This window comes from Ruegeria sp. HKCCD4884, assembly GCF_013110855.1.
In the GTDB taxonomy this organism is placed as follows: Bacteria; Pseudomonadota; Alphaproteobacteria; order Rhodobacterales; family Rhodobacteraceae; genus Ruegeria.
Window position 1 is genome coordinate 1 of record NZ_WVRJ01000010.1, and the last position, 25472, is coordinate 25472.

Annotated in this window: 29 protein-coding genes; 19 read left to right on the forward strand and 10 right to left on the reverse strand. The window is 58.0% G+C overall.

All coding sequences use genetic code 11. The annotated features are described in order from the left end of the window. The first annotated feature begins 185 nt into the window (after positions 1-185). The 7 genes from GS636_RS14935 to GS636_RS14965 all read left to right on the forward strand — a co-directional run bounded on the left by GS636_RS14935 (position 186) and on the right by GS636_RS14965 (position 5889). The gene (locus GS636_RS14935) at positions 186-1340 is read left to right on the forward strand and encodes a phosphoserine transaminase (protein ID WP_171670271.1); all 1155 of its coding nucleotides are present in this window, start codon (positions 186-188) and stop codon (positions 1338-1340) included. A 58-nt stretch (positions 1341-1398) separates the two neighbouring features. Further along, a complete protein-coding gene (serA, locus tag GS636_RS14940) occupies positions 1399-2994 on the forward strand; it encodes a phosphoglycerate dehydrogenase (RefSeq protein ID WP_171670273.1) in 1596 nt (531 codons plus the stop codon). Between the two features lie 121 nt (positions 2995-3115). Next, positions 3116-3844, forward strand: a complete 729-nt coding sequence (locus GS636_RS14945; protein WP_171670275.1) for a metallophosphoesterase — start codon at positions 3116-3118, stop codon at positions 3842-3844. Between the two features lie 35 nt (positions 3845-3879). Then, a complete protein-coding gene (gene serB / locus GS636_RS14950) occupies positions 3880-4758 on the forward strand; it encodes a phosphoserine phosphatase SerB (protein WP_171670277.1) in 879 nt (292 codons plus the stop codon). A gap of 42 nt (positions 4759-4800) precedes the next feature. Continuing rightward, a complete protein-coding gene (locus GS636_RS14955) occupies positions 4801-5130 on the forward strand; it encodes a helix-turn-helix transcriptional regulator (RefSeq protein ID WP_171670280.1) in 330 nt (109 codons plus the stop codon). Further along, positions 5118-5546, forward strand: a complete 429-nt coding sequence (locus tag GS636_RS14960; protein WP_171670283.1) for an SRPBCC domain-containing protein — start codon at positions 5118-5120, stop codon at positions 5544-5546. Before GS636_RS14955 ends, GS636_RS14960 begins: the two co-directional genes overlap by 13 nt. Positions 5547-5568: 22 nt before the next feature. Beyond that, positions 5569-5889: a YciI family protein gene (locus GS636_RS14965; RefSeq protein ID WP_171095708.1), complete on the forward strand. Its 321-nt coding sequence runs from the start codon at positions 5569-5571 to the stop codon at positions 5887-5889. Positions 5890-5894: 5 nt separating this feature from the next. On the opposite strand, the gene GS636_RS14970 is transcribed toward GS636_RS14965, so the two are convergent. Continuing rightward, complete coding sequence (locus tag GS636_RS14970) at positions 5895-6893, reverse strand: asparaginase (protein ID WP_171670285.1); 999 nt, start codon at positions 6891-6893, stop codon at positions 5895-5897. 178 nt (positions 6894-7071) lie between these two features. Between GS636_RS14970 and GS636_RS14975 the strand changes: the two genes are divergently transcribed. From GS636_RS14975 to GS636_RS14990, 4 genes are all read left to right on the forward strand, one after another. Further along, complete coding sequence (locus GS636_RS14975; protein WP_171670288.1) at positions 7072-7608, forward strand: invasion associated locus B family protein; 537 nt, start codon at positions 7072-7074, stop codon at positions 7606-7608. Between the two features lie 168 nt (positions 7609-7776). After that, complete coding sequence (locus GS636_RS14980; RefSeq protein WP_171670290.1) at positions 7777-7944, forward strand: hypothetical protein; 168 nt, start codon at positions 7777-7779, stop codon at positions 7942-7944. A 175-nt stretch (positions 7945-8119) separates the two neighbouring features. Then, the gene (gene rlmN, locus GS636_RS14985) at positions 8120-9307 is read left to right on the forward strand and encodes a 23S rRNA (adenine(2503)-C(2))-methyltransferase RlmN (RefSeq protein ID WP_171095715.1); all 1188 of its coding nucleotides are present in this window, start codon (positions 8120-8122) and stop codon (positions 9305-9307) included. Positions 9308-9593: 286 nt separating this feature from the next. Continuing rightward, positions 9594-10211, forward strand: coding sequence for a cytochrome P460 family protein (locus tag GS636_RS14990; RefSeq protein ID WP_171670293.1), 618 nt, complete (start codon positions 9594-9596; stop codon positions 10209-10211). Positions 10212-10217: 6 nt separating this feature from the next. Here GS636_RS14990 and GS636_RS14995 read toward each other — a convergent pair whose 3' ends face one another. The 3 genes from GS636_RS14995 to GS636_RS15005 all read right to left on the reverse strand — a co-directional run bounded on the left by GS636_RS14995 (position 10218) and on the right by GS636_RS15005 (position 13195). Then, positions 10218-11876: a U32 family peptidase gene (locus GS636_RS14995; protein WP_171670295.1), complete on the reverse strand. Its 1659-nt coding sequence runs from the start codon at positions 11874-11876 to the stop codon at positions 10218-10220. Between the two features lie 63 nt (positions 11877-11939). Further along, positions 11940-12278 carry a hypothetical protein gene (locus GS636_RS15000; RefSeq protein WP_152459322.1) on the reverse strand — a complete coding sequence of 113 codons (339 nt, stop codon included), beginning with the start codon at positions 12276-12278 and terminating at the stop codon, positions 11940-11942. Beyond that, positions 12275-13195: a DnaJ C-terminal domain-containing protein gene (locus GS636_RS15005; RefSeq protein WP_171670298.1), complete on the reverse strand. Its 921-nt coding sequence runs from the start codon at positions 13193-13195 to the stop codon at positions 12275-12277. Before GS636_RS15005 ends, GS636_RS15000 begins: the two co-directional genes overlap by 4 nt. A 160-nt stretch (positions 13196-13355) precedes the next feature. Between GS636_RS15005 and GS636_RS15010 the strand changes: the two genes are divergently transcribed. Beyond that, positions 13356-13739, forward strand: a complete 384-nt coding sequence (locus GS636_RS15010) for a hypothetical protein (RefSeq protein ID WP_171670300.1) — start codon at positions 13356-13358, stop codon at positions 13737-13739. On the opposite strand, the gene GS636_RS15015 is transcribed toward GS636_RS15010, so the two are convergent. Together GS636_RS15015 and GS636_RS15020 are read right to left on the reverse strand one after the other, a co-directional pair. Next, a complete protein-coding gene (locus tag GS636_RS15015; protein ID WP_171670303.1) occupies positions 13740-14837 on the reverse strand; it encodes a cystathionine gamma-lyase in 1098 nt (365 codons plus the stop codon). 3 nt (positions 14838-14840) lie between these two features. Beyond that, complete coding sequence (locus GS636_RS15020) at positions 14841-15683, reverse strand: TIGR00730 family Rossman fold protein (RefSeq protein ID WP_171188552.1); 843 nt, start codon at positions 15681-15683, stop codon at positions 14841-14843. 79 nt (positions 15684-15762) lie between these two features. Here GS636_RS15020 and GS636_RS15025 point away from each other — a divergent pair, with 79 nt between their 5' ends. The 3 genes from GS636_RS15025 (at position 15763) to dapD (ending at position 18254) form a co-directional block, all read left to right on the forward strand. Beyond that, positions 15763-16674, forward strand: a complete 912-nt coding sequence (locus GS636_RS15025; protein WP_171670305.1) for a threonine/serine dehydratase — start codon at positions 15763-15765, stop codon at positions 16672-16674. A 44-nt stretch (positions 16675-16718) separates the two neighbouring features. Next, positions 16719-17318 (forward strand): GntR family transcriptional regulator, encoded by a 600-nt coding sequence (locus tag GS636_RS15030; protein WP_171095734.1) that lies wholly within the window; start codon positions 16719-16721, stop codon positions 17316-17318. Positions 17319-17426: 108 nt separating this feature from the next. Then, positions 17427-18254: a 2,3,4,5-tetrahydropyridine-2,6-dicarboxylate N-succinyltransferase gene (gene dapD, locus GS636_RS15035; RefSeq protein WP_171105853.1), complete on the forward strand. Its 828-nt coding sequence runs from the start codon at positions 17427-17429 to the stop codon at positions 18252-18254. A 57-nt stretch (positions 18255-18311) separates the two neighbouring features. On the opposite strand, the gene GS636_RS15040 is transcribed toward dapD, so the two are convergent. Beyond that, complete coding sequence (locus tag GS636_RS15040) at positions 18312-18647, reverse strand: cupin domain-containing protein (protein ID WP_171670308.1); 336 nt, start codon at positions 18645-18647, stop codon at positions 18312-18314. Positions 18648-18751: 104 nt separating this feature from the next. Here GS636_RS15040 and GS636_RS15045 point away from each other — a divergent pair, with 104 nt between their 5' ends. After that, positions 18752-19108: a hypothetical protein gene (locus GS636_RS15045; protein WP_253284805.1), complete on the forward strand. Its 357-nt coding sequence runs from the start codon at positions 18752-18754 to the stop codon at positions 19106-19108. On the opposite strand, the gene GS636_RS15050 is transcribed toward GS636_RS15045, so the two are convergent. Further along, positions 19105-20163, reverse strand: coding sequence for a transporter substrate-binding domain-containing protein (locus GS636_RS15050; protein WP_171670311.1), 1059 nt, complete (start codon positions 20161-20163; stop codon positions 19105-19107). The genes GS636_RS15045 and GS636_RS15050 overlap by 4 nt on opposite strands. Before the next feature lie 210 nt (positions 20164-20373). Between GS636_RS15050 and dapE the strand changes: the two genes are divergently transcribed. The 3 genes from dapE to rnr are packed head-to-tail and all read left to right on the forward strand — an operon-like array spanning position 20374 to position 24398. Further along, on the forward strand, positions 20374-21513 hold the full coding sequence (gene dapE / locus GS636_RS15055) for a succinyl-diaminopimelate desuccinylase (protein ID WP_171670313.1): 1140 nt from the start codon (positions 20374-20376) through the stop codon (positions 21511-21513). A gap of 3 nt (positions 21514-21516) precedes the next feature. Continuing rightward, positions 21517-22092 (forward strand): TIGR04282 family arsenosugar biosynthesis glycosyltransferase, encoded by a 576-nt coding sequence (locus GS636_RS15060; RefSeq protein WP_171670315.1) that lies wholly within the window; start codon positions 21517-21519, stop codon positions 22090-22092. 47 nt (positions 22093-22139) lie between these two features. Then, the gene (gene rnr / locus GS636_RS15065; protein WP_171670318.1) at positions 22140-24398 is read left to right on the forward strand and encodes a ribonuclease R; all 2259 of its coding nucleotides are present in this window, start codon (positions 22140-22142) and stop codon (positions 24396-24398) included. Here the strand turns inward: rnr and GS636_RS15070 are convergent. Together GS636_RS15070 and GS636_RS15075 are read right to left on the reverse strand one after the other, a co-directional pair. Then, positions 24389-24775: a DUF1801 domain-containing protein gene (locus GS636_RS15070; protein WP_171670321.1), complete on the reverse strand. Its 387-nt coding sequence runs from the start codon at positions 24773-24775 to the stop codon at positions 24389-24391. The genes rnr and GS636_RS15070 overlap by 10 nt on opposite strands. Next, positions 24772-25470 (reverse strand): glutathione S-transferase family protein, encoded by a 699-nt coding sequence (locus GS636_RS15075; protein ID WP_171188571.1) that lies wholly within the window; start codon positions 25468-25470, stop codon positions 24772-24774. The genes GS636_RS15070 and GS636_RS15075 overlap by 4 nt, the downstream gene beginning before the upstream one ends. Positions 25471-25472: the final 2 nt, after the last annotated feature.

A 25472-nucleotide genomic window follows, 5' to 3' on the forward strand; every position in this document is an offset into this window, starting at 1 on the left:
CCCCGCCAAATCAATGGCGGGGTTTTCGCCAATCGGAAACAAGCGTTCCGATGTGATGCCTCTTCAAATGTCGTTTTTGTCCGGCCAAGCGTCTTTTCCGCTTGCTGCAGGTGCAAAGCCCCCATAGCTCTGTGCGTGGGACACCCCTCCCCAACGAGGGGCGTGTATCTGGAAGGGTAATACAGATGACTATCGAACAACCGGCAACGCGGCCGGCAAATCCGCGTTTTTCCTCGGGCCCTTGTGCCAAACCCCCCACATTTGAGCTGTCCAAGCTGGCCGATGCTGCGCTGGGTCGTTCGCACCGCGCTGCTGTTGGCAAGGACAAGTTGAAAGCGGCCATTGAAGGCACGCGTGAAATTCTGGGCATTCCGGCAGATTACAAAATCGGCATCGTTCCTGCCTCGGACACCGGCGCGGTCGAAATGGCGCTGTGGTCGCTGTTGGGCGAACGCAAGGTCGAGATGCTGGCCTGGGAAAGCTTTGGGTCCGGTTGGGTCACAGATGTAGTCAAACAGCTGAAGATCGATGCCGAAGTGAAAACCGCCGACTACGGACAGCTGGTTGATCTCGCGTCCGTCGATTTCGCCAATGACGTCGTGTTTACGTGGAACGGCACCACCTCTGGCGTGCGAGTTCCCAACGGCGACTGGATCGCAGATGACCGTCAGGGTCTGACAATCTGCGATGCCACCTCGGCGGCCTTTGCGATGGACTTGCCGTGGGACAAGCTGGATGTCACCACCTTTAGCTGGCAGAAGGTGTTGGGTGGCGAAGCGGCGCACGGGATGTTGATCCTGAGCCCTCGTGCCGTTGAACGGCTGGAAAGCTACACCCCAGCATGGCCGCTGCCCAAGATTTTCCGTCTGACCAAAGGCGGAAAGCTGATCGAAGGTATCTTTACCGGTGCCACGATCAACACGCCTTCTATGTTGGCGGTCGAGGATTACCTGTTTGCGCTGGACTGGGCGCGCTCGGTCGGTGGCTTGCAGGGTTTGATTGCTCGTGCGGACGCAAGCGCCAATGCGGTTCATGTGTTCTGTGCACAAAATGACTGGATTGCCAATCTGGCCGAAGACGCGGCGACGCGGTCGAATACATCCGTGTGCCTGAAATTCACCGACGCGCGCATTCAGGACGGAGCCGCCTTCGCCAAGGCTGTGGCCAAACGGCTTGAGGTTCAGAATATCGCGCTGGACATCGGGGCCTACCGCGACGCGCCTGCGGGTCTGCGTATCTGGTGCGGCGGTACGGTTGAGACCTCGGATATCGAGGCGATGTTGCCTTGGTTGGCCTGGGCCTTCGAGGCCGAGATCGCAGCGCAAACCGAAGCTGCCTGACCTTTTTTGCCGGGCCGGTTCAGGCCCGGACCTTCCATACAATTCAAGGACCAGAGATATGGCCCCTAAAGTACTCGTATCTGACAAGCTCAGCGAAACCGCCGTGCAGATTTTCCGCGATCGCGGCATCGATGTGGATTTCATGCCGGATCTGGGCAAGGACAAAGACAAGCTGGCCGAGGTGATTGGGCAGTACGACGGCCTTGCCATTCGTTCCGCCACCAAGGTCACACCGACCATCCTGGAGAAAGCCGACAATCTGAAGGTTATTGGCCGCGCTGGTATCGGCACGGACAATATCGACAAGGATGCCGCTTCGAAGAAAGGCGTGATTGTGATGAACACGCCGTTCGGCAACATGATCACGACCGCAGAACATGCGATTGCGATGATGTTTGCCGTGGCGCGGCAGATTCCCGAGGCCAGCACTTCGACTCATGCGGGCAAGTGGGAAAAATCCAAGTTCATGGGGATCGAATTGACCAACAAGACGCTCGGCGTGATCGGCGCAGGCAACATTGGTGGTATCGTCTGCGAGCGCGCATTGGGCCTGAAGATGAAGGTCGTCGCCTATGACCCCTATCTGGGCGAAGAGAAAGCCGCGCAAATGGGCGTGGAAAAAGTCGAGCTGGACGAGTTGCTGTCGCGCGCCGACTTCATCACTTTGCACGTGCCGCTGACCGACCAGACCCGCAATATTCTGAGCCGCGAGAACCTTGCCAAAACCAAGAAAGGTGTGCGCATCATCAACTGCGCCCGTGGTGGATTGGTTGATGAAGACGCTTTGGCCGAAGCGCTGCGATCCGGTCACGTGGCCGGGGCGGCTTTTGACGTGTTCAGTGAGGAACCCGCCAAGGAAAACGCGCTGTTCAATCTGCCCAACGTGGTCTGCACGCCCCACCTTGGTGCGGCCACGACTGAAGCGCAAGAAAACGTAGCATTGCAGGTGGCTGAGCAGATCTCGAACTACTTGCTGACCGGCGCGGTTGAGAATGCGCTGAACATGCCCAGCGTCACTGCGGAAGAGGCCAAGGTCATGGGCCCCTGGATCAAGCTGGCCGGGCATTTGGGCAGCTTCATCGGCCAGATGACAGATGAGCCGGTCAAGGCGATCAACATCCTTTACGATGGTGTGGCCGCTGAAATGAACCTGGCGGCGCTGAACTGCGCAGTGGTCGCGGGGATCATGAAGAAGTTCAATCCCGAGGTGAATATGGTTTCAGCCCCGGTTGTCGCCAAGGAACGCGGGATCAAAATCTCGACCACCAATCAGGACAAGTCGGGCGCGTTTGAGGGCTACATCAAAGTCACCGTTGTAACCGATAAGCGCGAACGTTCGATCGGGGGCACTGTGTTCAGCGACGGCAAGCCGCGCTTTATCCAGATCAAGGGCATCAATATCGATGCCGAGATCGGCGCTCATATGCTGTACACGACCAACGAAGATGTGCCGGGTATCATTGGTGCACTCGGTCAGACCATGGGTGAGAACAACGTCAACATCGCGAACTTTACCCTTGGTCGATCCGAGGCAGGCGGCGAAGCCATTGCGCTGCTTTACGTGGACGAACCGGTTCCGGCCGAGGCACGCGCCAAGCTGGCGGAAACGGGCTTGTTCACGCAGATCAAACCATTGGTGTTTGATGTCGCCTGACGTGGCCTGTTGAGTTTGAGAAACAGTTCAGGACCCGGTTTTGAAAAGATCCGGGTCCTTTGTTCTCTGGAGCCGCGATCTGGGGCACAAGCGAGCGGAAGCTTACTGGCGGAGGATGTCTATGACACAGCCTGTCTATGTAATCGGCGATTTGCACGGGCAGGTGGCCGAGCTAGAGCGCGCACTTTCTCTGATCCAACATGATGGTGGCCCGGATGCTCAGGTGGTGTTTTTAGGGGATTATGTGGATCGCGGCTCCGATAGTCGGGGCTTGATTGATCACCTGATCACCGGGCGTGATGCGGGTCGGAACTGGATCACCCTGCTGGGCAATCACGACCGTATGTTCGCCTGGTTCATGGAAGACATCCCGCGCCACGATCCGCATCTACTTGTGGGGTATCACTGGCTACATGACCGGTTGGGCGGAATCGAGACATTGCGCAGTTACGGAGTGGAGTTTGAAGGTCAAATACGGTTGGAAGACTTGCACCGGATGGCAAAGGGGGCAGTGCCGAAATCGCACCTGACCTTCCTGCGCGATCTGGTGTTGATGCACCAAACGCCCGAGCTTGCTTTTGTTCATGCGGGCATTCGCCCGGGCATGCCGCTCAACGAACAACGGGCAAGTGATCTGGTCTGGATCAGGCAGGAATTTCACAACCATCGAGGTCCGCATCCCAAGCTGATCGTGCATGGTCACACGCCAGTGGATCAGGCGAAGCATTATGGAAATCGCGTCAACCTGGATACAGGCGCGGGCTATGGGCGTCCGGTGGGTGTGGCCGTGTTTGAGGGGCAGACCTGTTGGGAACTGACTGAAAAAGGACGCAGTCTTTTGACCCCTTAATTTGACGCACACGCGCAAGGTATTGGAGAATGAATATGTATGTCGCAACTTTGCTGACCAATCCTGCAGCGCCTTCGCTGGACCGCGCCCTGCCCGAGTCGTTGCGCAATGCGTGGGGTGGTGGGGATGTTGTCTGGCTCAGCCCGGATGAGGCGGTAGAGTTTGAACTAAGCGACATGCCCGACAATCGCTGGGACGTCTGGGCGGACTTGCAGGGCATGGGTGTCGACCTGATCGTGCAATCTGCAGAAGGGCGGCGCAAAAAGATGCTGCTGGCCGATATGGACAGCACGATGATCCAGCAAGAATGCATCGATGAACTGGCGGATGAAGCCGGTGTGGGAGACAGGGTCAAGGACATCACTGCCCGAGCCATGAACGGAGAGCTGGACTTTGAGGGGGCGCTGATCGAACGGGTCGGTTTGCTCAAGGATTTGGATGAAAGCGTCATTGGCAAAGTTCTGAACGAACGGATCACCCTCATGCCCGGTGGTAAGGCATTGTTGGCCACGATGCGGTCGAACGGTGCCTATGCTGCGTTGGTATCGGGCGGATTCACAGCCTTTACGGCACGGGTGGCAGAGTTGCTGGGTTTTGATGAAAACCGGGCCAATACGCTGTTGGCTGAAGACGGGAAACTGACGGGCGATGTGGCGCGTCCGATTTTGGGACGTCAGGCCAAGATCGAAGCACTGGAACAGATCTCAACTCGGCTTGGCCTGTCTGAAAATGACGTGATGGCAGTGGGCGACGGGGCAAATGACCTTGGAATGCTGGGCCGGGCGGGGACCGGGGTTGCCCTTCATGCCAAGCCTTCGGTGGCGGTTCAATGCGACGTGCGGGTGAATCACGGTGACCTGACGGCGCTGCTTTACCTGCAAGGGTACAGTCGCGCTGACTTTGCCTACGAATAACCGAGGCTATCTTTTATTTAACATTTATGTTAAATAGTGGTCATGAGCACGCTTCTGACCGCCTTTTCAGCATTGTCTGACGCCACCCGATTCTCGATTGTTGAACAATTGATGGAACAGGGTGAACTGCCTGCCGGTGACCTGATCGAAGGGCGAGGTGTCTCGGGGGCTGCGATCTCGCGCCATTTAAAGGTCTTGCGTGAAGCTGGTTTGGTGCAGCAGCGCGTCCAGGGCACGCAGCGGATGTATTCTGTCCGGGCCGAAGGGCTGCGGATGATTGCCGATTGGACCATATCCAAACGTCAATTCTGGGAAAGCAGCCTCGATCGTCTGAGTGACATTATCGAAAGGGAGAAATCATGGCCGACCTGAAACTGGAGCGGGACTTCCCCGTCACCCCTGAAGATTTGTTTGCTTGGATCAGCGACGGCAGCAGGTTGTTGCAGTGGTGGGGTCCCGAAGGAATGCACGTGCCCGAACACAATCTGGATTTTTCACGAACAGGCCCATGGTATTCGGTTATGGAAAACAGCGAGGGACAGCAATACAAGGTTTCAGGCCATGTGACCCATGTCGATCCACCCAATTCAGTGGGCTTTACTTGGGGCTGGCATGATGATCAGGACCAGCGCGGCAACGAAAGCCACGTCACCTTGTCGGTCGCGGCAACAAGCACCGGATCACGACTGACACTGGATCACCGGGAACTGGCCGATGCCGATGCGGCGGCCAACCACAATCAGGGTTGGACATCTTCGCTGCGTAAACTCGAAGCACTTTGCAAATAGGTTTTCATCAGGGAGGAGCGACATGCCCCAATTTTTGTTTGTCTATCATGGGGGTCACACCCCAACCGACCCCGCCGAGATTGAGGCGACCATGGCCGCCTGGGGTGCTTGGTTTCAGGACATGGGTGAGGCGCTGGAGATCCCGGGTAACCCGGTGGGCCAGTCCTATACCGTCAGCAGCAGCGGGGTCGTTGATAATGGCGGTGCGAACCCGGCCTCGGGCTTTACGGTGATCAAGGCCGACAGCATCGACGCAGCGACAGCGATGGCCAAGGGCTGTCCGATGGTCGTCAACGGTTCAGGCTCGGTCGAAGTGGCCGAGGTGCATGAGATCGAGATGTGAGGACCTTAGCCGGGGAAGCCCGGCGCAGGTTTGATCACACCGCATTCCAGCCCGCGACGGCTGTATTGTGTGGCGTTCATGAATTTGCGGGTGGCCGGGTGATCGGCCTCCAGCACGCCAAGGCTGACTAGAATGGCGGCAATCGCGCATTCGCTGGCGCGGGTCGTGCCGTCGGTGATCTTCAGCGCAACGCCCATGCGTTTTTCCGGGATGATGGCTACAAAGACGGCCTCGGCCCCGGTCTTGATGGCGACGCGACCGTTCATTGCGCGCATCAGTTCGGTGCAGGCGCGGGTCTCACCGGCGACCAGTTCGGGGTGCTTGACCATGGCCGCAACCAGTTGTGCCGCCGCATCGCTGGACCGGTCCGAGCGGTCTGCCGCGCTTGCAAACCACGCCATCGACCGTGCCAACCCCGCTAGTGAGGTCGCGAAATTCGGAGCAGAACACCCGTCGATGCCATAGGCGGGGCTGGTTTCACCGGTTGTCTCTTCGACGGCTGAAAGACACGCCTGTTGCACCGGGTGGTCAATTTCCAGATATTCCGGCCCTGCGCCCATGTGCTGAGCCAATGTCAGAAATCCGCAGTGTTTGCCCGAGCAATTGTTGTGGATCTGGCAAGGCGTATCATCAGCCAGTATCAGCCGGTCCCGCGCAGCGGTGTCCGCCGGTTCCTGTGGGCCGCAGCGCAGATCATGCTCGGTCAGCCCCAGGTGATCCAGCCAAGCTGTTACCCGATCTGTGTGGATCGCGGCACCATTATGTGAGGCGCAAGCGAGTGCAAGATGTTCGCTGTTCAACCCGTATTTCGCCGCAGCACCCGATGTCACCAAAGGAAGCGCTTGGATCATCTTGGCCGAAGACCGTGGATAGACCACAGCCCTTGGATCGCCCCAGCTGCGCACGATCTGACCCGTGTCATCACAAATGACTGCGTGACCCAGATGCAGGCTTTCCAGCAAAGACCCACGCCACAGTTCTGTCATTGGTACGGGTTGCGTCATCTGGACCTCCGAAATTATGCGCAAAATTCTGCCAATCGCCCTTTCGCCTGTGGCGAAATCTGCGTTAGTGTGTGTATGTCGGCAATCATCGGAATGCGCAACGGAATAGACGGGCCAGAAGGGTTCGCAGCCATATCCGATGGGTTTGAGGTATGGGTCGAGCTAGGAGGCTGGACAAATGGGATCAATGCTCGTTCGTGTGATTGCGGGCCTGTCTTTGGCAGGGACGGTCACGACAACTGCAATCGCTCAGCAGGCAAGCAGCACCAACCGTGTTGCCGTGAAGACGGATTGGAGCGTCTTTGTCGAAGAAGACCCAACAGAATGCTGGAGCGTTGCAACCCCGGATGAAACCGTCAATACGCGCGGCGGTCGCGTGGTGTCCGTGCGGCGTAGTGACATTTTGCTGTTCGTGGTGTTCCGGCCCGGTGAGGAAGTGAACGGAACCGTGTCGTTTACGGGTGGGTATCCCTTTGCAGCGGGTTCGACCGTCAACGTCAAGATCGACGACGCCGAATTCGAATTCATAACCGATGGCGAATGGGCCTGGCCTTCGACACAAGGGCAGGAACCCAAAGTGATCGAAGCGATGAAGCGCGGGAACGAGGCTGTTCTGACGGCGCGCTCGGAACGCGGGACGCAGACGAAAGACACGTTCTCGTTGCTGGGCTTTACTGCGGCAATTGACGATGCGAAGCAACGCTGCACCAAATAAGTCAGCGTATTTCGGTGCAGGCCCCGTCAGTATGGCGGGGCTTTTCTTCTTTATGCCGTCCGGCGCGCCAGCATTACGCTACGTTCGCGCCCGCACTTGATCCGCATCAAAGTAAGCTCTCGCTCTTTTTGAACTAATTAGTTCAAAGGAAACGAAGGAGTTGGGCTGATGCTGAACAAATCTCTTGCCGCACTGATGATGATCTCGGCTGTGCTGCTGAGCGCTTGCGACAATACAGGTGAGACCTATCCGGTGACTGGCGAACAATGCGGACCAGAAGACCCGGTCAAAACTCTGGATGCTGAAGACTGCTTCATCCCGCCGGCAGGTGTCTGACCCGGCTTTGATCTGCACGGATTGAAACAAGTCGAAGGCCGCAGTGACACTGTTACTGCGGCTTTTCTGTGCAAGCCCGCCAGATGTGACGAATCCTTTTGATCTTTGCGCAGGTTCCTATATAGAGGCGCATCCCAAGCCAGAATCCTTCGAGATACGCCTCAGAGAGCCCAAAATGTCGCCCAAAGCGCCGATCACTCAAGATGTCCTGACCCTCCCTCGCAAACTGCCTGAGGGCAAGATTAACCTTGTCGGGCTGACCCGTGACCAGTTACGTGCCGTTCTGATCGAACATGGCACGCCAGAAAAGCAGGCAAAGATGCGCACCGGTCAGATCTGGCAGTGGATTTATCAATGGGGTGTGCGCGACTTTGCAGAGATGACCAATCTGGCCAAAGCCTACCGCGCGCAACTGGCCGAGCATTTCGTGATCGAAATCCCCGAAGTCGTAACACGTCAGGTTTCTGAGGATGGCACTCGCAAGTATCTGTGCCGTATCGCAGGCGGGCATGAGGTTGAGGTCGTCTATATCCCCGAAGAAGATCGCGGCACGCTCTGTATCTCGTCTCAGGTCGGGTGCACGCTGACTTGTTCGTTCTGCCACACGGGCACGCAGAAACTGGTGCGCAACCTGACAGCGGCCGAGATCGTCGGTCAGGTCATGATGGCTCGCGATGATCTTGACGAATGGCCCACCCCCGGCGCGCCCAAGGATGAAACGCGCCTGCTGTCGAACATCGTTCTGATGGGTATGGGCGAGCCGCTTTACAATTTCGAAAACGTCCGCGACGCGATGAAAATTGCCATGGATCCCGAAGGGATTTCCCTGTCGCGCCGCCGTATCACGCTGTCGACGTCGGGCGTGGTGCCCGAGATCGCGCGCACGGCTGAGGAAATCGGCTGTTTGCTGGCGATCTCATTCCATGCCACCACGGATGAGACCCGCGACGTGCTGGTGCCGATCAACAAGCGTTGGAACATTGAAGAATTGCTGCAGGCGCTGGCCAGCTATCCCAATGCGTCGAACTCGGAACGGATTACCTTTGAATACGTGATGCTGGATGGCGTCAACGACAGTGATGAGGATGCACACCGCCTGATCGATCACATCAAGCGTCACAACATCCCGGCCAAGATCAACCTGATCCCGTTCAACGAATGGCCCGGCGCGCCGTATAAGCGCAGCTCGAACAACCGTATCCGGGCTTTTGCGAATATTATCTACCACGCGGGCTATGCATCGCCCATTCGCAAGACGCGCGGTGAGGATATCATGGCGGCCTGTGGACAACTTAAATCGGCAACCGAACGCGCCCGCAAATCGCGCAAACAGATCGAGGCCGAAACAGGGTTGAGCCAATAAGGTTTTTCCTTCTCGGGCCCGGATTGATCAGATCACGTAACAGGTGATTTCAACTGCGGTCTGCACGCCATAAGTGTGCCTGTAAACTTAATGTTTCAGGTGCTGAAACCACATGCATAATTTGCTATGTTTCCCATGCCCGCCACTGGCATGTGCTTTTTCAAATCGATGCACAAGACGGTGAACTGACCGGGCCAATGCTGGCAAGTTATTGCGGTGCCGCTAGACTTACAGATGCGCCGTCAGGCGGTGCACAGGCGAACTGATTTTCAGGTGGGCCACTATTATGAACCAAAGTTTTTTGAGAATTATCCGAAGCGGAACCGCTGTACTTGTATTGGCCACAGGCTCTGGCCTGGCCTTTGCTGACAGTGAAAACGCTCATATCGCAATCGAAAACCCTGCTGAGCTGAGCAAGGAAGAGGCATTAAGGCATTACAAGTCGCTCAATCGTCGAATGGCGCGCGGCTATGCAGCGGCGCAACTGGACCTGATCCTGAACTACCAAAGCTGGCCGCTGTTCAACGATGCACCCTATATTTCGGCAACTCATGGCCAGCGGTTTGTGAACAGTTATGCCAACCGCATGGCTCATAACTATGCGACTTTGCAGGAAGGCGAGGAACTGCCAATGGGTTCGGTTCTGGCCAAAGACAGCATGACGGTGACGGATGAAGGTCGCATACATCCAGGTGCCATGTTCATAATGGAGAAACTGGCAAACGGGGTGAACCCGGATACAGCGGATTGGCGTTATATCATGGTCCTGCCGGACGGCTCGGTTTTTGGCGACACTTTGGGTGATCGCGCCGGTGAAGTCGCTTATTGCCATGTCTGCCACGAACAGGTGGCGGATCGCGACTATACGTTTTACGTGCCGGAGGAGTATCGCAAGAGCGAATGAACCGGATCAGGCCGGTTCGCCCGGTAGCTTCAGTTCCGTCGCCTCGCGGCGGCTGAGTTGTTCGCCTTGTTTGCGTTTTGACAGGACTTCTCGAGCTAGCGCGTATTTCTCATCCTGCCAGAAGATCAGGCACCCGTTGCACCCCTTGCCACAGCAGCCTTCGGTGCCGATACGGTTGGTCTTGAACCGGCGTTCATTGCCATCTTCGCCGATCTTTTCAACCAGTTCGTCACGACGACGGGCATAAGCCGTTGGGTTGTCGCGGCCCGTGGTTTCCAGCCCTTGAACCAGTTTGTCGAAACGAATGCGGCTCCAGTGTTCATCGGTCAGGGCGCGTTCCTTGCGCAGAACCGAGTAAACCGGGAAGCGCGCGCGCAGATCGTCAATGTCTTCGTGATCGAACAGGGTGAAAGGCAGTCGGATAATAGTTTTCGTGCTGCCATGCACGACATCCAGCCGCTTGCCATCAGACGCGCGCTCAAAATCGTAGACCCGCAGCAGAACCGTATCGCGTGAGATGGGCGAGACAAAATCCAACACGTCGCCCGGTTCCAGCTTGTTCTTCACCTCGACCAGAAAGGCGTCTTCAGTCACTTCGGTGACAATCCCCGCATACTCCCACTGCGCGATTGAAGCGGTGTGTTCGTAGTCATGTGCGTAATTGGTCAGACGCCCTTCGTGGAAGGCCAGCGTGTAGCCTCGGTTTCCGACGGTTTCGAGTTCGCGCATGTAGGGCTTCGGGTCCCAGTTCTCGGGGTCGGCGTTGTAGTCGTCGATGGCCATCCGATACGCCCGCGCGACGATGGCAGCGTAATACTCCGACTTGCCGCGCCCTTCGACCTTGAGGCTGTCGACACCGATCTTCAGGTATTCATCCAGCTTCGGCATGATACACAGATCGCGCGAGTTCAGGATATATGACCCGCGATCATCTTCTTCGATTGGCATCAAATCACCGGGGCGGCAGCCTTCTTCCAGCAGGAATTCAAACAGATCGGCGTTTTCGTCGGTGATGCGCAGTTCCTGATGTGTGCCGTCCTTCAGACGCAGCTTCAGACCATAGTTCCAACGGCAGGAATTGGCGCAATTGCCCTGGTTTGCACCGCGTTCGGCCATGAAGTTCGACAGCAGGCAACGACCGGAATAGGTCATGCACATGGCACCATGAACAAAAGCCTCAAGCTTGATGTCAGGGCATTTCTCGCGGATTTCCACAAGCTCGGGGTACGAAACTTCGCGCGCCAGAACCACCAGTTCCGCACCCTGATCCTGCCAGAACTTCACCGACAGCCAGGAACAGATATTGGCCTGGGTCGAGATATGCAGCGGCAGTTCGGGTGCGCGTTCGCGGACATATTGGAACACACCGGGATCGGCGATGATCAACCCGTCGGGCTGCACCTTGCGCACCGTGTCGATGTATTCATCCAGTTTCGGGATGTCTTTGTTATGCGAAAACAGGTTCAGCGTCAGATAGGCGCGTCGGCCATGGCTGTGGCAGAACTCAACCCCTTCGATCACCTCTTCCAGCGAGAACTCGGATTTCGTGCGCAACGACATATCGGGTGTGCCCAGATACACCGCGTCTGCGCCGTAAAGGATGGCGAGTTTCAACTTGCGCAGATTACCCGCGGGCATCAGCAATTCGGATCGGGACTGGGTCATTTGGCCACCTGGCAAAGGATCAAGGCGGCCTTCTACGCCAAATAGGCCGAGTCCAAAACCCCGTTATCTGCGACGGAACCGCGCTGTGCCGATCACTTCAACCAGCTGCTGACGCACCGGTTCGGGTTGAGCCTCGACCGCGTTCAGAACCTCGCGCAGTTCGGCCCGCAGCCCGTGCATCTGATCAATCAGTGAGATCATCATCGACAGCGCATCCGCCTCCATGTCGTACTGTTCGTGCAACTCGCAGGCCAGTTCCAGACGGGCGACGTCGATACTGTGATAGATCAGCCCTTGGTCTGATTGTTCGGGGATCACAATCTCTGCCGCCAGATACTCGGTCAGTCGGTCCGAGGTCAGTCGGGCTACGGTTTCGATCAGTTCCTTCTCGGTCAAGGTCATGACGGCATTCCTTTCCGCGGGTCGTAGCTGTGCGTCTCGCGCCAGGTCTCCATGAACTGTTTCAGATCGTCATCGATTGTGTCGGGCATCGAGACGGTCAGTTCGATCAACTGATCCCCACGCTCGGACGAGCCGCGTTTTTTGACACCCTTGCCCCGCAATCGCAGGGTTTTACCACTGCTTGTGCCTGCCGGGACGCTGACATTCACGCCGCCATCAATCGTAGGGGCCGGTACTTTGCCACCCAGAATCGCCTCATCAATGGTGATGGGCAGCTTGATGTGAATGTCGTCGCCCTGACGATCAAACACCGGATGACTGGCCACCGAAACAGTTACCAGAGCATCGCCTGGAGGGCCTTCACCATATCCCGGTGCCCCTTTGCCCCGCAGGCGGATGGTTTGACCATCGGTTATACCTGCGGGGATTTTGACTTGGATCCGGTCGCCGTCCGGCAGGGTCAGTTTCTGACTGGCGCCGAACACGGCATCCAGAAAGCTGATCTGCAGCGAATAGTTCAGGTTGTGCCCCGGCGCGTGAAACTCATGGCCGCGCTGGCCGCCAAACCCACCACGGCCCCTCATGAACTCGGCGAAGATGTCGGACATGTCGTCCGGGTCTGCCTGACGTCCGCGATAGGGGTTTCCAGCGGCTTCAGCATATTCACGGTAGTACTGTTGTTGCGGACGTTCCTGCCCCGATGCGTCGATCTCGCCATTGTCATAACGGGCACGGGTTTCCGGGTCTTTCAGCAAGTCATATGCAGCTGCAGCGGCTTTGAACTTTGCCTCAGCCTCAGCATCGCCGGGCTTTAGGTCCGGATGGCATTCTTTGGCAATGCGCCGATAGGCTTTCTTGATCTCGGCGGCGCTGGCGTCTTTGGCCACGCCAAGAACGGAATAGGGATCGTCGCTCATCTCACACTCATGGTTCAGGGACAGGTCTGATCTTGATGAATGTCTTCTACCATGCGATTTCAACGGGTCAAAAGGAAGAGGCGATTGAATTGCCTCGTAAAATCCTGCAGGTCTGTTAACATCTGCATGCTTCTAATTGTTGATTGACGGAGATCGTCACATGTCGCGTAGAATAAAATCGGCTTTGGCCTTGCTGGCGGGGAATGCCATTGGGTTGTTGCTTGCCTCGCTGATACTGTCAGGATTTGCGATCAAGCCGATCTCTTTCATCGTCGTTGTAATCGTCTTCACCGTGGTGCAGCTGATTGCCGAACCCCTGATCCTGAAGCTGGGTGAAAAGAAAGCGCCTGCGCTGAAGGGCGGGATTGCTTTGATAGTGACCTTTGTGGGCCTGTTGGTGACTGATCTGATAACCGCTGGGCTGACCGTAGGTGGGGTTGCGAACCTGTTGGGAGCAACGCTGTTGGTCTGGCTGGGGGCGCTGATCGCCAGCGTTGTGCTGCCGATCTACGTGTTCAAAGAGCTGCGCGAAACCAAGAAGTAATCACAGCGCGTTCAAGCTGGCCTCGATGGCTTGCCACAGTTCTTCTACAGGTTCGCATCCGACGGACAGGCGGATGAAGGCGGGATCGACATCGTCGCCCCAGCGCGCGCGACGTTCGGCTGAACTGTGGACCCCTCCGAAAGAAGTGGCGGGGCGAAGAAGAGGGCAATCGTTGATGAAGGCTTCGGCTTTCTCTTCACTTTCCAGTGTCAGGGACAGCAGAAACCCGAAGCGCGCCGTCTGTGCCTGCGCCAGCTTGTGGGATGGATCGCCCGGCAGACCTGGATAGCGGACCTGTTTCACTGCGGGGTGTGCCGCCAATTGTACCGCTAATACCTGTGCCGAGCTACACATGCGGTCGAAGCGTACATCCAGCGTTTCCAGCCCGCGATGCAGCAGCCACGCCTCATGCGGTCCGGGGATTGATCCGGACACTTTTCGCCATTCCTCGACCCGTTCCATGATATCGTTGTTGCGGCAGGCCACATGGCCCATCAGCATGTCGGAATGCCCGCCCATCGCCTTGGTATCTGACGAGACAACCACATCAATGCCCAGTTCCAGTGGGCGTTGACCCAGCGGGGTCATCGTCGTGTTGTCGGCAATGGTCACTCCCCCGGCGGCGCGCACCTGTTCGGCAACCACTGCCAGATCGATCATATCCAAACCGGGGTTCGAGGGGCTTTCTACAAAGACAACATCGAACCCACCAAAACCGCCGTTGGTAAAGGCGGTAGTGGGTCGTTCCTCAACGGTCACGTCCAGACGTGAAAGGAAACGATTGGCCAGCAGGCGTGTCACGTAGTACCCGTCCGACGGGATCAGCAGGCGTGATCCGGCCTTGAGGGTCGCGAACAACGCTGCCGAGATCGCTGCCATCCCCGAAGGGAATGTCAGGCAGGGTGCGTCCTCCAGATGGGCCAGAACATGTTCCAGATGCTCCCAGGTTGGGTTGTCGACGCGGCCATAGGTGCGCAAACCTTCTGTCACGCCGGGCAGGTGGTACATGCTGCTTTGGGTCAGCGGCAGGGTTACCGGCTCACCGGCGTTCAACGCGTTGCCGCGCAGGTGCAGCATCTCTCCGGTTTTAGAAGCCATAGCTCAGCGCCCCGGAATTTCGTCGCGGGGCGGGGCGGGTTCCCAGTTCTCGATGATCTCGACCGCCTCTTGCGCAGTGTCGACAAAGCGGAACAGGTCGAGGTCTTCGTCCGAGATGGTGCCGGCATCGGCCAGCGCTTCCCAATTGATGACCTTTTCCCAGAATTCGCGGCCAAACAGCAGGAAGGGCACGCGGTCCATCCGCCCGGTCTGGATCAGGGTCAGGGATTCGAACAGTTCATCCATGGTGCCAAAACCGCCGGGGAAGATGGTGATGGCGCGGGCGCGCATCAGGAAATGCATCTTGCGAATGGCAAAGTAATGGAAGTTGAAGCTGAGGTCCGGCGTCACATAGAGGTTCGGCGCCTGTTCATGCGGCAGCACGATATTCAAGCCGATCGAACACCCACCCGCGTCCTGCGCGCCACGGTTTCCGGCCTCCATCACACCGGGACCACCGCCGGTGACGATGACGTTCTCACGGCATCCGGTTTCGTTTGACTTTTCGGTCATTAGCCGCGAGAACTCACGCGCCTCATCGTAATATTGTGACAACCCGGCCAAAGTCTCTGTTCGAGCGGTGTGTTTCTGCGACGGTTCCGGAATGCGCGCGCCGCCGAACATCACAATGGTCGAGGTGATGTCGCGCTCGGTCATGATCATCTCGGGCTTCAGCAATTCCAGTTGCAGACGCACCGGGCGCAATTCGTCCCGGCACAGGAATTCGTCATCGGCAAAGGCAAGGCGATAGGCAGGTGAACGCGTCTGCGGCGTGTCCGGAACCTCACTCGCGGTCGAGCGGTCGGTCTGCGCGTCGCGGAACGGGTTGTGGCGGTCTTCTCTCATAGGTGATCGATCCCTGCTTGCGTGTTTGACAAACAGCTATAGGGTTCGCGATCAGAGCGCCAGTCACGGAAAGACAAGAATGAATTGGAAAAGTGAAATTTCAAAAGCCCGCGACCGTATCGCCGGATATGCACAAGTGACCCCAGTGATGGAAAGCCGCATTCCGGGCTATCCGATCGAGCTGAAGCTGGAGCACATGCAGCACACTGGCAGTTTCAAGGCGCGGGGGGCGTTCAACACGCTGCTCAGCATGGAGGTGCCACAAGCCGGTTTGGTTGCGGCGTCTGGTGGCAATCATGGTGCGGCGGCGGCGTATGCCGCGCAGACGTTGGGCTATCCCGCCAAGATATTCGTGCCAGAACTGGCAGGCCCGTCGAAAATAGCGTTGATCCGGCAAACTGGCGCAGACTTGAGTGTTGTATCTGGCGAATACGCCAACGCGCTGACCGCGGCGCAGGAGCATGAGGCGGCTACGGGCGCCATGCAAATTCACGCCTATGACGCACCGGCTACAGTGGCAGGGCAAGGGACTTGTTTTGCCGAATGGGATGCTCAGGGATTGCAGGCCGATACGGTTCTGGTTGCGGTCGGTGGCGGCGGTCTGATTGCCGGTGCCCTGGCGTGGTTTGACAGCGCGCGCAAGGTTGTGGCGGTCGAACCTGAAACCTCTTGCGCCTTGAACGCTGCCTTACAGGCGGGTGAGCCGGTGGATGTCTCGGTCTCGGGAATTGCAGCCAATGCTCTGGGTGCGCGGCGGATCGGACAGATCTGTTTCGATCTGGCGCAGGGGATGAGCTCGGTTCTGGTGTCGGACGACGCGATAGCGGATGCGCAAAAGGCGCTTTGGCGGAACCACCGCATTTTGGTGGAGCCCGCAGGCGCAGCAGCCCTCGCAGCATTGACGTCGGGTGTCTACCAGCCCGAACCGGATGAGCGTGTTGCCGTTCTGCTGTGCGGCGCAAATATTGCACCGGACCCGTTTGCAGGGTGAATTATCGGCTTGTGAACGGGTAGGGCGGATTTTATCTATAATCCATGTCCGCTACGATTTCCGACACGATCTATCAAAGCCTGAGCCAGCAAATCATCACCGGAGAGCTTGAGGCCGGGGAAAAGCTGCGGCAGGACCATATTGCCCGCCAGTTTGACACCAGCCATGTCCCTGTACGTGAAGCCTTGTTGCGGCTCGAAGCACACGGGTTGGCCCTGCATGAGCCTCGCCGCGGGATGCGCGTCACTGCGCTGGACCCGGCTGAGGTGCGCGAGGTGATCGAAATGCGCGTGGCGCTGGAAACCCTGGCGTTGCAGCAATCGGTGCAGAACATGTCTCCGGTCGCGTTGGACAAGATCGATCACGCACGCATCGCCTGTGATGAGGCGCAGACTATGCCGCAATGGGAAGCCTTGAACCGAGCCTTCCATCGCGCCATTTTGACGCCGTGCGGCTTGCCCCGGCTTTTACACGCCATCGACGATCTGCACATCGCAAGCGCCCGTCATCTGTTTGCGCATTGGCGGTCAAAATGGGTGCAACAGGTGGACAAGGATCATGCGGCACTTGTTCAGGCCCTCAAGCGCAAGGACCTAAGCACTGCAAAAGGTATCCTAACCCGCCATATCCGCCGCGCCAGCTGATTCCAGACCTTTCAGACGCAAAATGACCTGTGTTCGTCGCATTGCGCCATGGGTTCCACTTGCGTATAGGCCAAACCGACACGAACAGATTCTGTAGGGAGACGCCCCATGTCCAACGCGCAACTGGAAGCCGCCATCGAAGCCGCCTGGGAGGCGCGCGACACAATCACGCCCGCCACCACCGGCGAACAGCGTGAAGCGATCGAGGATACGCTGAACGCGCTGGACAGCGGGTCGCTGCGCGTTGCGGAAAAGCTTGAGAATGGCGACTGGCATGTGAACCAGTGGGCCAAGAAAGCGGTTCTGTTGGGCTTCCGCATCAAGGATATGGAAATCCAGTCCGGTGGTCCGCAGGCTGGCGGCTGGTGGGACAAGGTGGACAGCAAGTTCGCCGGTTGGGACGCAAGCCAATGGCAAGCAGCCGGGTTCCGCGCCGTTCCGAACTGCGTTGTCCGCAAGTCTGCTTATATCGCGCCTGGCGCCGTTCTGATGCCGTCTTTTGTGAACCTGGGCGCTTATGTCGACGAAGGCACCATGGTTGATACATGGGCCACGGTCGGATCCTGCGCGCAGATTGGCAAAAACGTTCATCTGTCCGGTGGTGTCGGCATTGGCGGCGTGCTGGAGCCGATGCAAGCTGGCCCGACCATCATCGAGGACAACTGCTTTATCGGTGCACGTTCGGAAGTGGTCGAAGGTTGTATCGTCCGCGAAGGTTCGGTTCTGGGCATGGGCGTGTTCATCGGCAAATCCACCAAGATCGTCGACCGTGAAACTGGTGAAGTCACCTATGGCGAAGTGCCGCCCTATTCGGTGGTCGTTGCCGGTTCGATGCCTTCGAAGAATAACATCAGCCTGTACTGCGCCGTGATCGTGAAGCGGGTGGATGAAAAGACCCGCTCAAAAACAGGCATCAACGAGCTGCTGCGCGACTAAAACCGCCAAAACATCAATGAAGGGCTGTCGCTTTTGCAGCAGCCCTTTTTTTGTGATTCAGACTTTGATCGGATAGCGGTCCGGTTCTTCAAAAACGTCGATCACCCGAGTACCCGCCTTGATCTTACCGCCATGTTCGACCCCCGATGGGATCGAATAGCTGTCGCCCGGGCGGTATGTTTTGGTCTCTGCACCGATAGTCAGTTCAACTTCGCCTTCAATTACCGTTCCCCATTGGGCTTTGTGGGCATGTGCAGGCAGTTCGAAGTCCTTGAGAAACGTGAAAAACGCGACCAATCCTGCATCCGACCGTATCACGGCGGTTTGAACGACGTCTTCCGGGAACGGGACATCAAGGCTGGGAAAGGCTGTGATGAAATCGGGATAGGTCATGAAATTGTCCTGTGTTGTCATGGTTCGGCTGTTTACCGGTACTATGGACGCCAGATTGCCCGTCTGCAATTCCGGGCTTCTTGACCGTCGGCGGGCACGCAGCTATGGCCCTGCGCATGGAAAAGCAAAAGAAACCTTCGCGTCAGCAAGTTTATACTCTTCTGGTCCAGATCGGCCGCAAGGATGGTGACGGGCTGCCCGAAGGGGCGACCGGCGCGGCGTTGATCTGCTATGCCAGTGGCGTCGACGAGGCCGAGGCCGTGCGCGAAACGGTAGCGATACTGAAGCAGGCCGACACGGCACCGTTGGACGTCACCGGGTATGGCACACTAGCCGAACGCGAGGCGCAGGGTCACGATATCGAACCGGACGAACGTGCCCTAATGCAGCGCGCGCTGGACGAAAATGCTGTAATCGTTGCGCAGATGACGCCGTTTTTTGGAGACGAGGCAGAAGCCTAGTTCCGCATCCCGAACCATTTGCGATAAATTTCGTCATAGGTTCCGTCTTCGCGCAGTGCCAGCAGGGCCTGATTGACATCCTCGACCAGCGGTGAGCCTGTCGGGAAGGCGACGCCATAGTTTTCGCGCAGGAAGATGCCACCTGTCATGGACGCGATCCGCCGCCCCTCATGCGAGGCGAAATAGGACAGAACAGGCGCGTCAAACACGACCGCGTCAAGTTCCTCGGCCTTGAAGGCGTCCAGCATCTGCTCCAGTCCGGGATAGCCGGTGAATTCGATCTCACGCCGGTTTAGAAAACTTGCCGCGGTCGAGTTGGAAATGGTGCCGACATTTTTACCGTAGAGATCGTTAACCGAGTTTACACTACCGGTAATCGCGTCCACCGTCATGACCGAGGTGATGCGTGCGGTAAAGACCGATACGATGAACAATGACGATACAACCAGCACAACCCCCAACATTCGCCCAAACGGGGTACGGGGCATACGTTCCTCGAAGCCGCCATTCACAACCAGGTTCAGCGCCCACCAGAACGATGGAAACCAGGCTTCGTTCAGTTTGCGGTCAAAATAGGGTTGGGCGCGGCGCTCAAAGCTCCACATCAACATGCCGCCGCCAAGGAGAATGGCAAAGGCCAGACCGATAGCGATGAAGAGTTCTTTGGACAGCAGTGCCTGTACCAAGGAAGGCTGGCGCACTGCGTCTGACGGCACCATGATCTGCAGCCCGGCCTCAAAGATCGGCTGGCTGAAATCCATTTGCGTTTCACGCATCGCCGTGATCGAGATATTGGCGATGGCAAGGTCAGCAGACCCATCCTGCACAGCGCCCAGCATGTCTGCAAAGGCATCCACGCGGTTGACGGTGTAATCCCAATTCAGGGACTCAGCCAGTGCAGCCAGCAAGTCCATCGAGAAACCCGTTTCGGCCCCGTCTTCGACATAGGAAAACGGAGGGCGGGTCACGGTTGTGACAGAAAGGGACTGTGCCAGGCTCTGCTGTGCGATGACGGCGAAAGTCAGGCAGATCAGAGCGTATAAAGCGCGCTTCATATTCAATTCACCTGTTTCGCGGCCCTGTAACGCGATTGTGCGGCGCACGGCAAGGTGGTCGCTGGGTAAATTGTCATAAGGGGTTGGGGTGTCGCTTTGACACCTTTGCATTCAGGTGATCGATTTTTTTGTCGATTGGGGTTGGAAAACCGGCCAATTCGTTGAATCTGTGCGCGAACCCGCAAAAGACGTAGTTTCTGAGGCCCCTGCATGACCGACCCCGTTCAATTGACAGCCGACCTGATCCGTTGCCCATCGGTCACACCTGAAGAGGGTGGAGCGCTTGAATTGCTTGGGTCGGTTCTGTCGGATGCGGGCTTTGAATGCACGCGCGTCGACCGTGGGGGCATCAGTAACCTGTTCGCTCGGTGGGGCCAGAAAGGCCATGCGCGCAGCTTTGGGTTCAACGGCCATACCGATGTTGTTCCGACAGGCGACGAAGCGGCCTGGACGATGCCGCCTTTCGGGGCCGAGGTGCGGGATGGTGTGATGTACGGGCGCGGCACTACCGATATGAAATCAGGCGTTGCGGCCTTTGCCGCCGCCGCGGTGGATTTCGTGCGCGACACGCCGCCGGACGGGGCCATCATCCTGACCATCACGGGTGATGAAGAAGGTGATGCGCTGGACGGCACCACCGCCTTACTTGACTACATGAGCAGCGCGGATGAGCGCATGTCGGTCTGTCTGGTCGGTGAGCCCACATGCCCGAACACGATGGGCGAGATGATGAAGATCGGCCGTCGTGGCTCGATGACGGCATGGTTTCAGATCACCGGCGTTCAGGGGCATTCGGCCTATCCGCATCGGGCCAAGAACCCTTTACCTGCGATTGCGCGGCTGATGGATCGGCTGGCAAGTCACGAGCTGGATCAGGGCACGGACCACTTCGACGCCTCTACATTGGCAGTTGTTACGATCGACACCGGGAACGCTGCCACCAACGTGATCCCAGCCCGGTGCAGCGGCGCGGTGAATATCCGTTTCAACGAACTGCATTCCGGTGCAAGCCTAAGCGATTGGTTGCGATCAGAGGCCGATCATGTGGCTGCCGAGTATGGCGTTAAGGTGGACGTGAAAATCAAGATTTCCGGCGAAAGCTTTCTGACCCCGCCGGGGCCACTGTCTGATCTGGTGGCCAAAGCGGTCGAAGCGGAAACCGGTGTCACGCCCGAGTTGTCGACAACAGGGGGCACATCGGATGCGCGTTTCGTCAAAAACCACTGCCCGGTGGTCGAGTTCGGGCTGGTCGGGCGCACCATGCACCAGGTGGATGAATGCGTTGAAGTGGCCCAGATCGAACAGCTCAAGGCGATCTATATGCGTATCCTGAAGGACTATTTTGCCTAAGCCATGCAGCGCACATTGGTGATCATGGTGAAAGAGCCGCGTCCTGGTCGTGTGAAAACGCGGCTGGGGCGTGATATCGGCATGGTTGGTGCGGCCTGGTGGTTCCGGCATCAGACCCGGTCTTTGATCCGTCGGCTGCGTGATCCGCGTTGGCAAATCGTCCTTGCCGTGGCGCCAGATGCCGAGGGTCTGACCAGCCGTATCTGGCCAGCTGACCTGCCGCGCGCGGGACAGGGGCGTGGTGATCTTGGACACCGAATGGGTCGCATGCTGCGGGGCATGCCCAAAGGCCCGGTTTGCCTGATCGGTGCCGATATTCCGGGGATTACGCGCAAGCATATTGCCGGTGCTTTTGATGCGCTAGGGCGGTCTCAAATGGTGTTTGGCCCTGCACCGGATGGCGGTTACTGGCTGGTCGGCGCGCAACGTTACGCTGCTCTGCCGACGGGTTTGTTTCGCAATGTGCGCTGGTCGACGGAACACGCTTTGTCGGACACGTTGGCCACGGTTCCCGGCACGCGGGTCTCGTTGCTGGATCACCTGCGCGATGTGGATACGGTGGCCGATCTGAAAGCCTGAAGTTTTTTGATCATGACGCGGTCGCAAACGCGTGATAGGCCGAAGATATGACTCGCATCCCCACCAAGCAGGAGGTCCTTGACTGGATCTCGGCGAACCCAACCCTGACGTCGAAACGCGATATCGCCAAAGCCTTTGGCATCAAGGGCGCGGATCGGATCGATCTCAAGCGCATTCTCAAAGAGCTTGAGGCAGAAGGGCATCTGGAAAAGCGCAAGCGCAGCTATCGTGACCCGGATCGCCTGCCGCCGGTCAGTGTGTTGCAGGTGAAGGTCCCGAATGAGGATGGTGACCTGTTCGCGCGTCCTCTGGAATGGCATGGCGAAGGTGTCGAGCCCATCGTTCTGCTGATCACCCGCGCAAGCGATCCGGCATTAGGTGAAGGCGACCGAATTCTGGCCCGCCTGACTGTGGTGCATGAAGAAGATCACAATTACGAGGCCCGCCTGATCCGCCGCATCGGTACTAATCCGCGCAAGATCGTCGGTATCTTCCGCAAGGGGGCCGAGGGCGGGCGGATTGTGCCCATCGACAAGGCAAGCTCTTCTGAATGGCTGGTGCCTGAAGGCGCGGTTTTGGGCGCCAAAGACGGCGAGTTGGTCGAAGCTGAACAGGCGGGACCTAAAAACCGCATGGGTCTGCCGCGGGCGCGCATTGTCGAACGCTTGGGTGATCCGACCGCGCCCAAGGCGGTGTCACTGATCGCGATTCATCAGCATGGCATCCCGGACGATTTCCCCGACAAAGTGATCGATGAGGCTGACAAGGCCAAGCCTGTTGGTTTGAAAGGCCGCGAAGACCTGCGGGATATGCCGCTGTTGACCATCGACCCCTCGGATGCGCGGGATCATGACGATGCATGCTATGCTCATGCCGACGACGATCCCAAGAACCCCGGCGGGCACGTGATCTGGGTCGCCATAGCCGATGTCGCCGCTTATGTGCAGCCCGGAACGGCCCTGGATCGTGAGGCGCGAAAGCGAGGTAACTCCAGCTATTTCCCGGATCGTGTGGTTCCGATGCTGCCGGATCGCTTGTCGGGCGATTTGTGTTCCCTGCACGAAGGGGTGCCGCGTGCCTGTATCGCTGTGCGAATGCAGATCGATGCGGATGGGAACAAGATTGGGCACAGGTTTGTACGTGGTCTGATGCGGTCGGCGGCCTCGCTGAATTACACAGAAGTACAAGAGGCCATTGACGGCACCCCGAATGACCGCACCGGGCCGTTGCTGGAGCCGGTGCTGAAACCGCTCTATGCCGCGTACGCCGCCCTGAAAAAGGCCCGTGCGGTGCGGCAGCCGCTGGAACTGGATCTGCCCGAACGCAAGATCGTCCTGTCCGAAACCGGGGAAGTGACGAGCGTGGCGTTCCGCGACCGGCTGGACGCCCATAAGCTGATCGAGGAGTTCATGATCCTCGCCAATGTCGCCGCTGCTGAAACCCTGATTGCCAAACGCCGCCCGCTGTTGTTCCGTGTGCACGAGGAACCCGCGCCTGAGAAGCTGGAAAGCTTGCGGGAAACAGCACAGGCGGCGGGTTTGAACCTGGCCAAGGGGCAGGTATTGCAGACCCGGCATCTGAACGCATTGCTGAACGCAGCTGCGGGGACAGAGGACGCGGAACTCATCAACCTTACCACTCTGCGGTCGATGGCGCAGGCTTATTATAACCCTGAAAACTTCGGACATTTCGGGTTGGCTCTGCACAACTATGCACATTTCACCTCACCCATCCGCCGCTATGCCGACCTGATCGTGCATCGCGCGTTGATCTCGGCTCATGGCTGGGGCAAGGACGGGCTGACCGAGGATGAAATTATGCGCTTGGACGAGACAGCCACGCACATTTCGGACACCGAGCGCCGCTCGATGATGGCCGAGCGGGACACAACTGACCGCTATCTGGCAGCCTATCTAAGCGAGCGGGTGGGCAATGAGTTCTCTGGTCGGATCAGCGGCATCGCCCGGTTCGGGGCCTTCGTGAAGATGGACGAGACCGGCGCGGACGGGCTAGTACCTGTGCGTTCGCTTGGGCGTGAGTTCTTTCATTTTGACCGCGAGGCCGGGACACTAATGGGGTCGGACACCGGCCTGATCATCGCCATCGGTCAGCGTGTCACAGTGCGCTTGACCGAAGCAACACCTGTTACTGGCGGTCTGGAACTGGAACTTTTGTCGATTGACGATCAGGCGTTGCCGCGCGGACGGGGTCATTCCAAGCGGGCGACCCGCCGAAAGGCTGTCAGCACCAAGCGCAAGAAGGACAAGATCAAACGCAAGGTGGAACGCAAGCGCCGTCAGAGGTGATAGGTCAGCGCCCGGGCGATCAGCCACCCGTGGCGGTTCGGATCTATCTGATGCGGGTCGTCGAACAGAACGGCGCGGGTTCCGTCAATGCGATCTTCATTCGGGAAGGCTGAAGTGAAGTCACCCATCAATCGGCTTTGACAATGCACGAACAGTGCGAAATTGGCCGACTTGTGTGCCCCCAGCCGGATCGTTGATCCTTTGGGCGCCAGGTACGCAGGTTGGCCCCAGCGCAGCTCCTCTCGCAGCGGGTTGGCGGCGGGCAGAGTTGTTGCCGTGCCAATGATCAGGTCACGCAGCGCAAGGGCCCCTGCGCGCGCGGGCGGTGCCAGGGCCTCTAATGCTGCGGCGACTTTAGGGTTATCAAAAGGTTTCAAACGGGTATCGCCTGTTCCATCCGGTCCACGTAACTGTTCAACACATTATCCTGTTTGATGCGCCGGGTCAGCGGGGTATCCGCAGGCGTTGCGCGCATTGCAGCTAGCATTGGACCGACGCTCATGTCCGCAGACGTCGGCTGATCCCCCAGCAGGAAGGAGGATTGCCAAAGATAGGCCGAGATCGCCTCGAGATCGCGTTCAACCCTGTCCAACCGTTCGGACAGCGAAAACCGCCCAATCCCTTGAGACGTGATCCCCTTCAGAACAGACTTTCGGATTGCGTTGGACGCCGGCTTGCGGATCAGGGCCGGTATCCCGGTAAAGAAGGTTTCACGCAGGATCGGCCATACGTCGTCATTGCCCCAACGATCCAGAACGATGTGAAAATACAGATGTTCTTCGGCCATCCTGACCAAAGCGCGGGATTGCGCTTTTTCAACATCTGTAAGCCCATGATCGAAATCCGCACCCTGGTCTTGTTCCAGCCAGTCACGGATCAGGTCACTGTCGGGGATCAGCCGATCGGGCGTGCGCAGAACGGGTAGTTTCTGGTGCGGCATCTTTCGGGGATCAAGCATGTCAGAGCGCTGCCATTTCTGGCCGGAATGTTGCAGCATTAAAGCCGTTTTGACGCAGAACGGGCTGGCACTGAACAGGCCGAAGGCAGAAGGATAGGTGAGAAGGGTCAGCATCA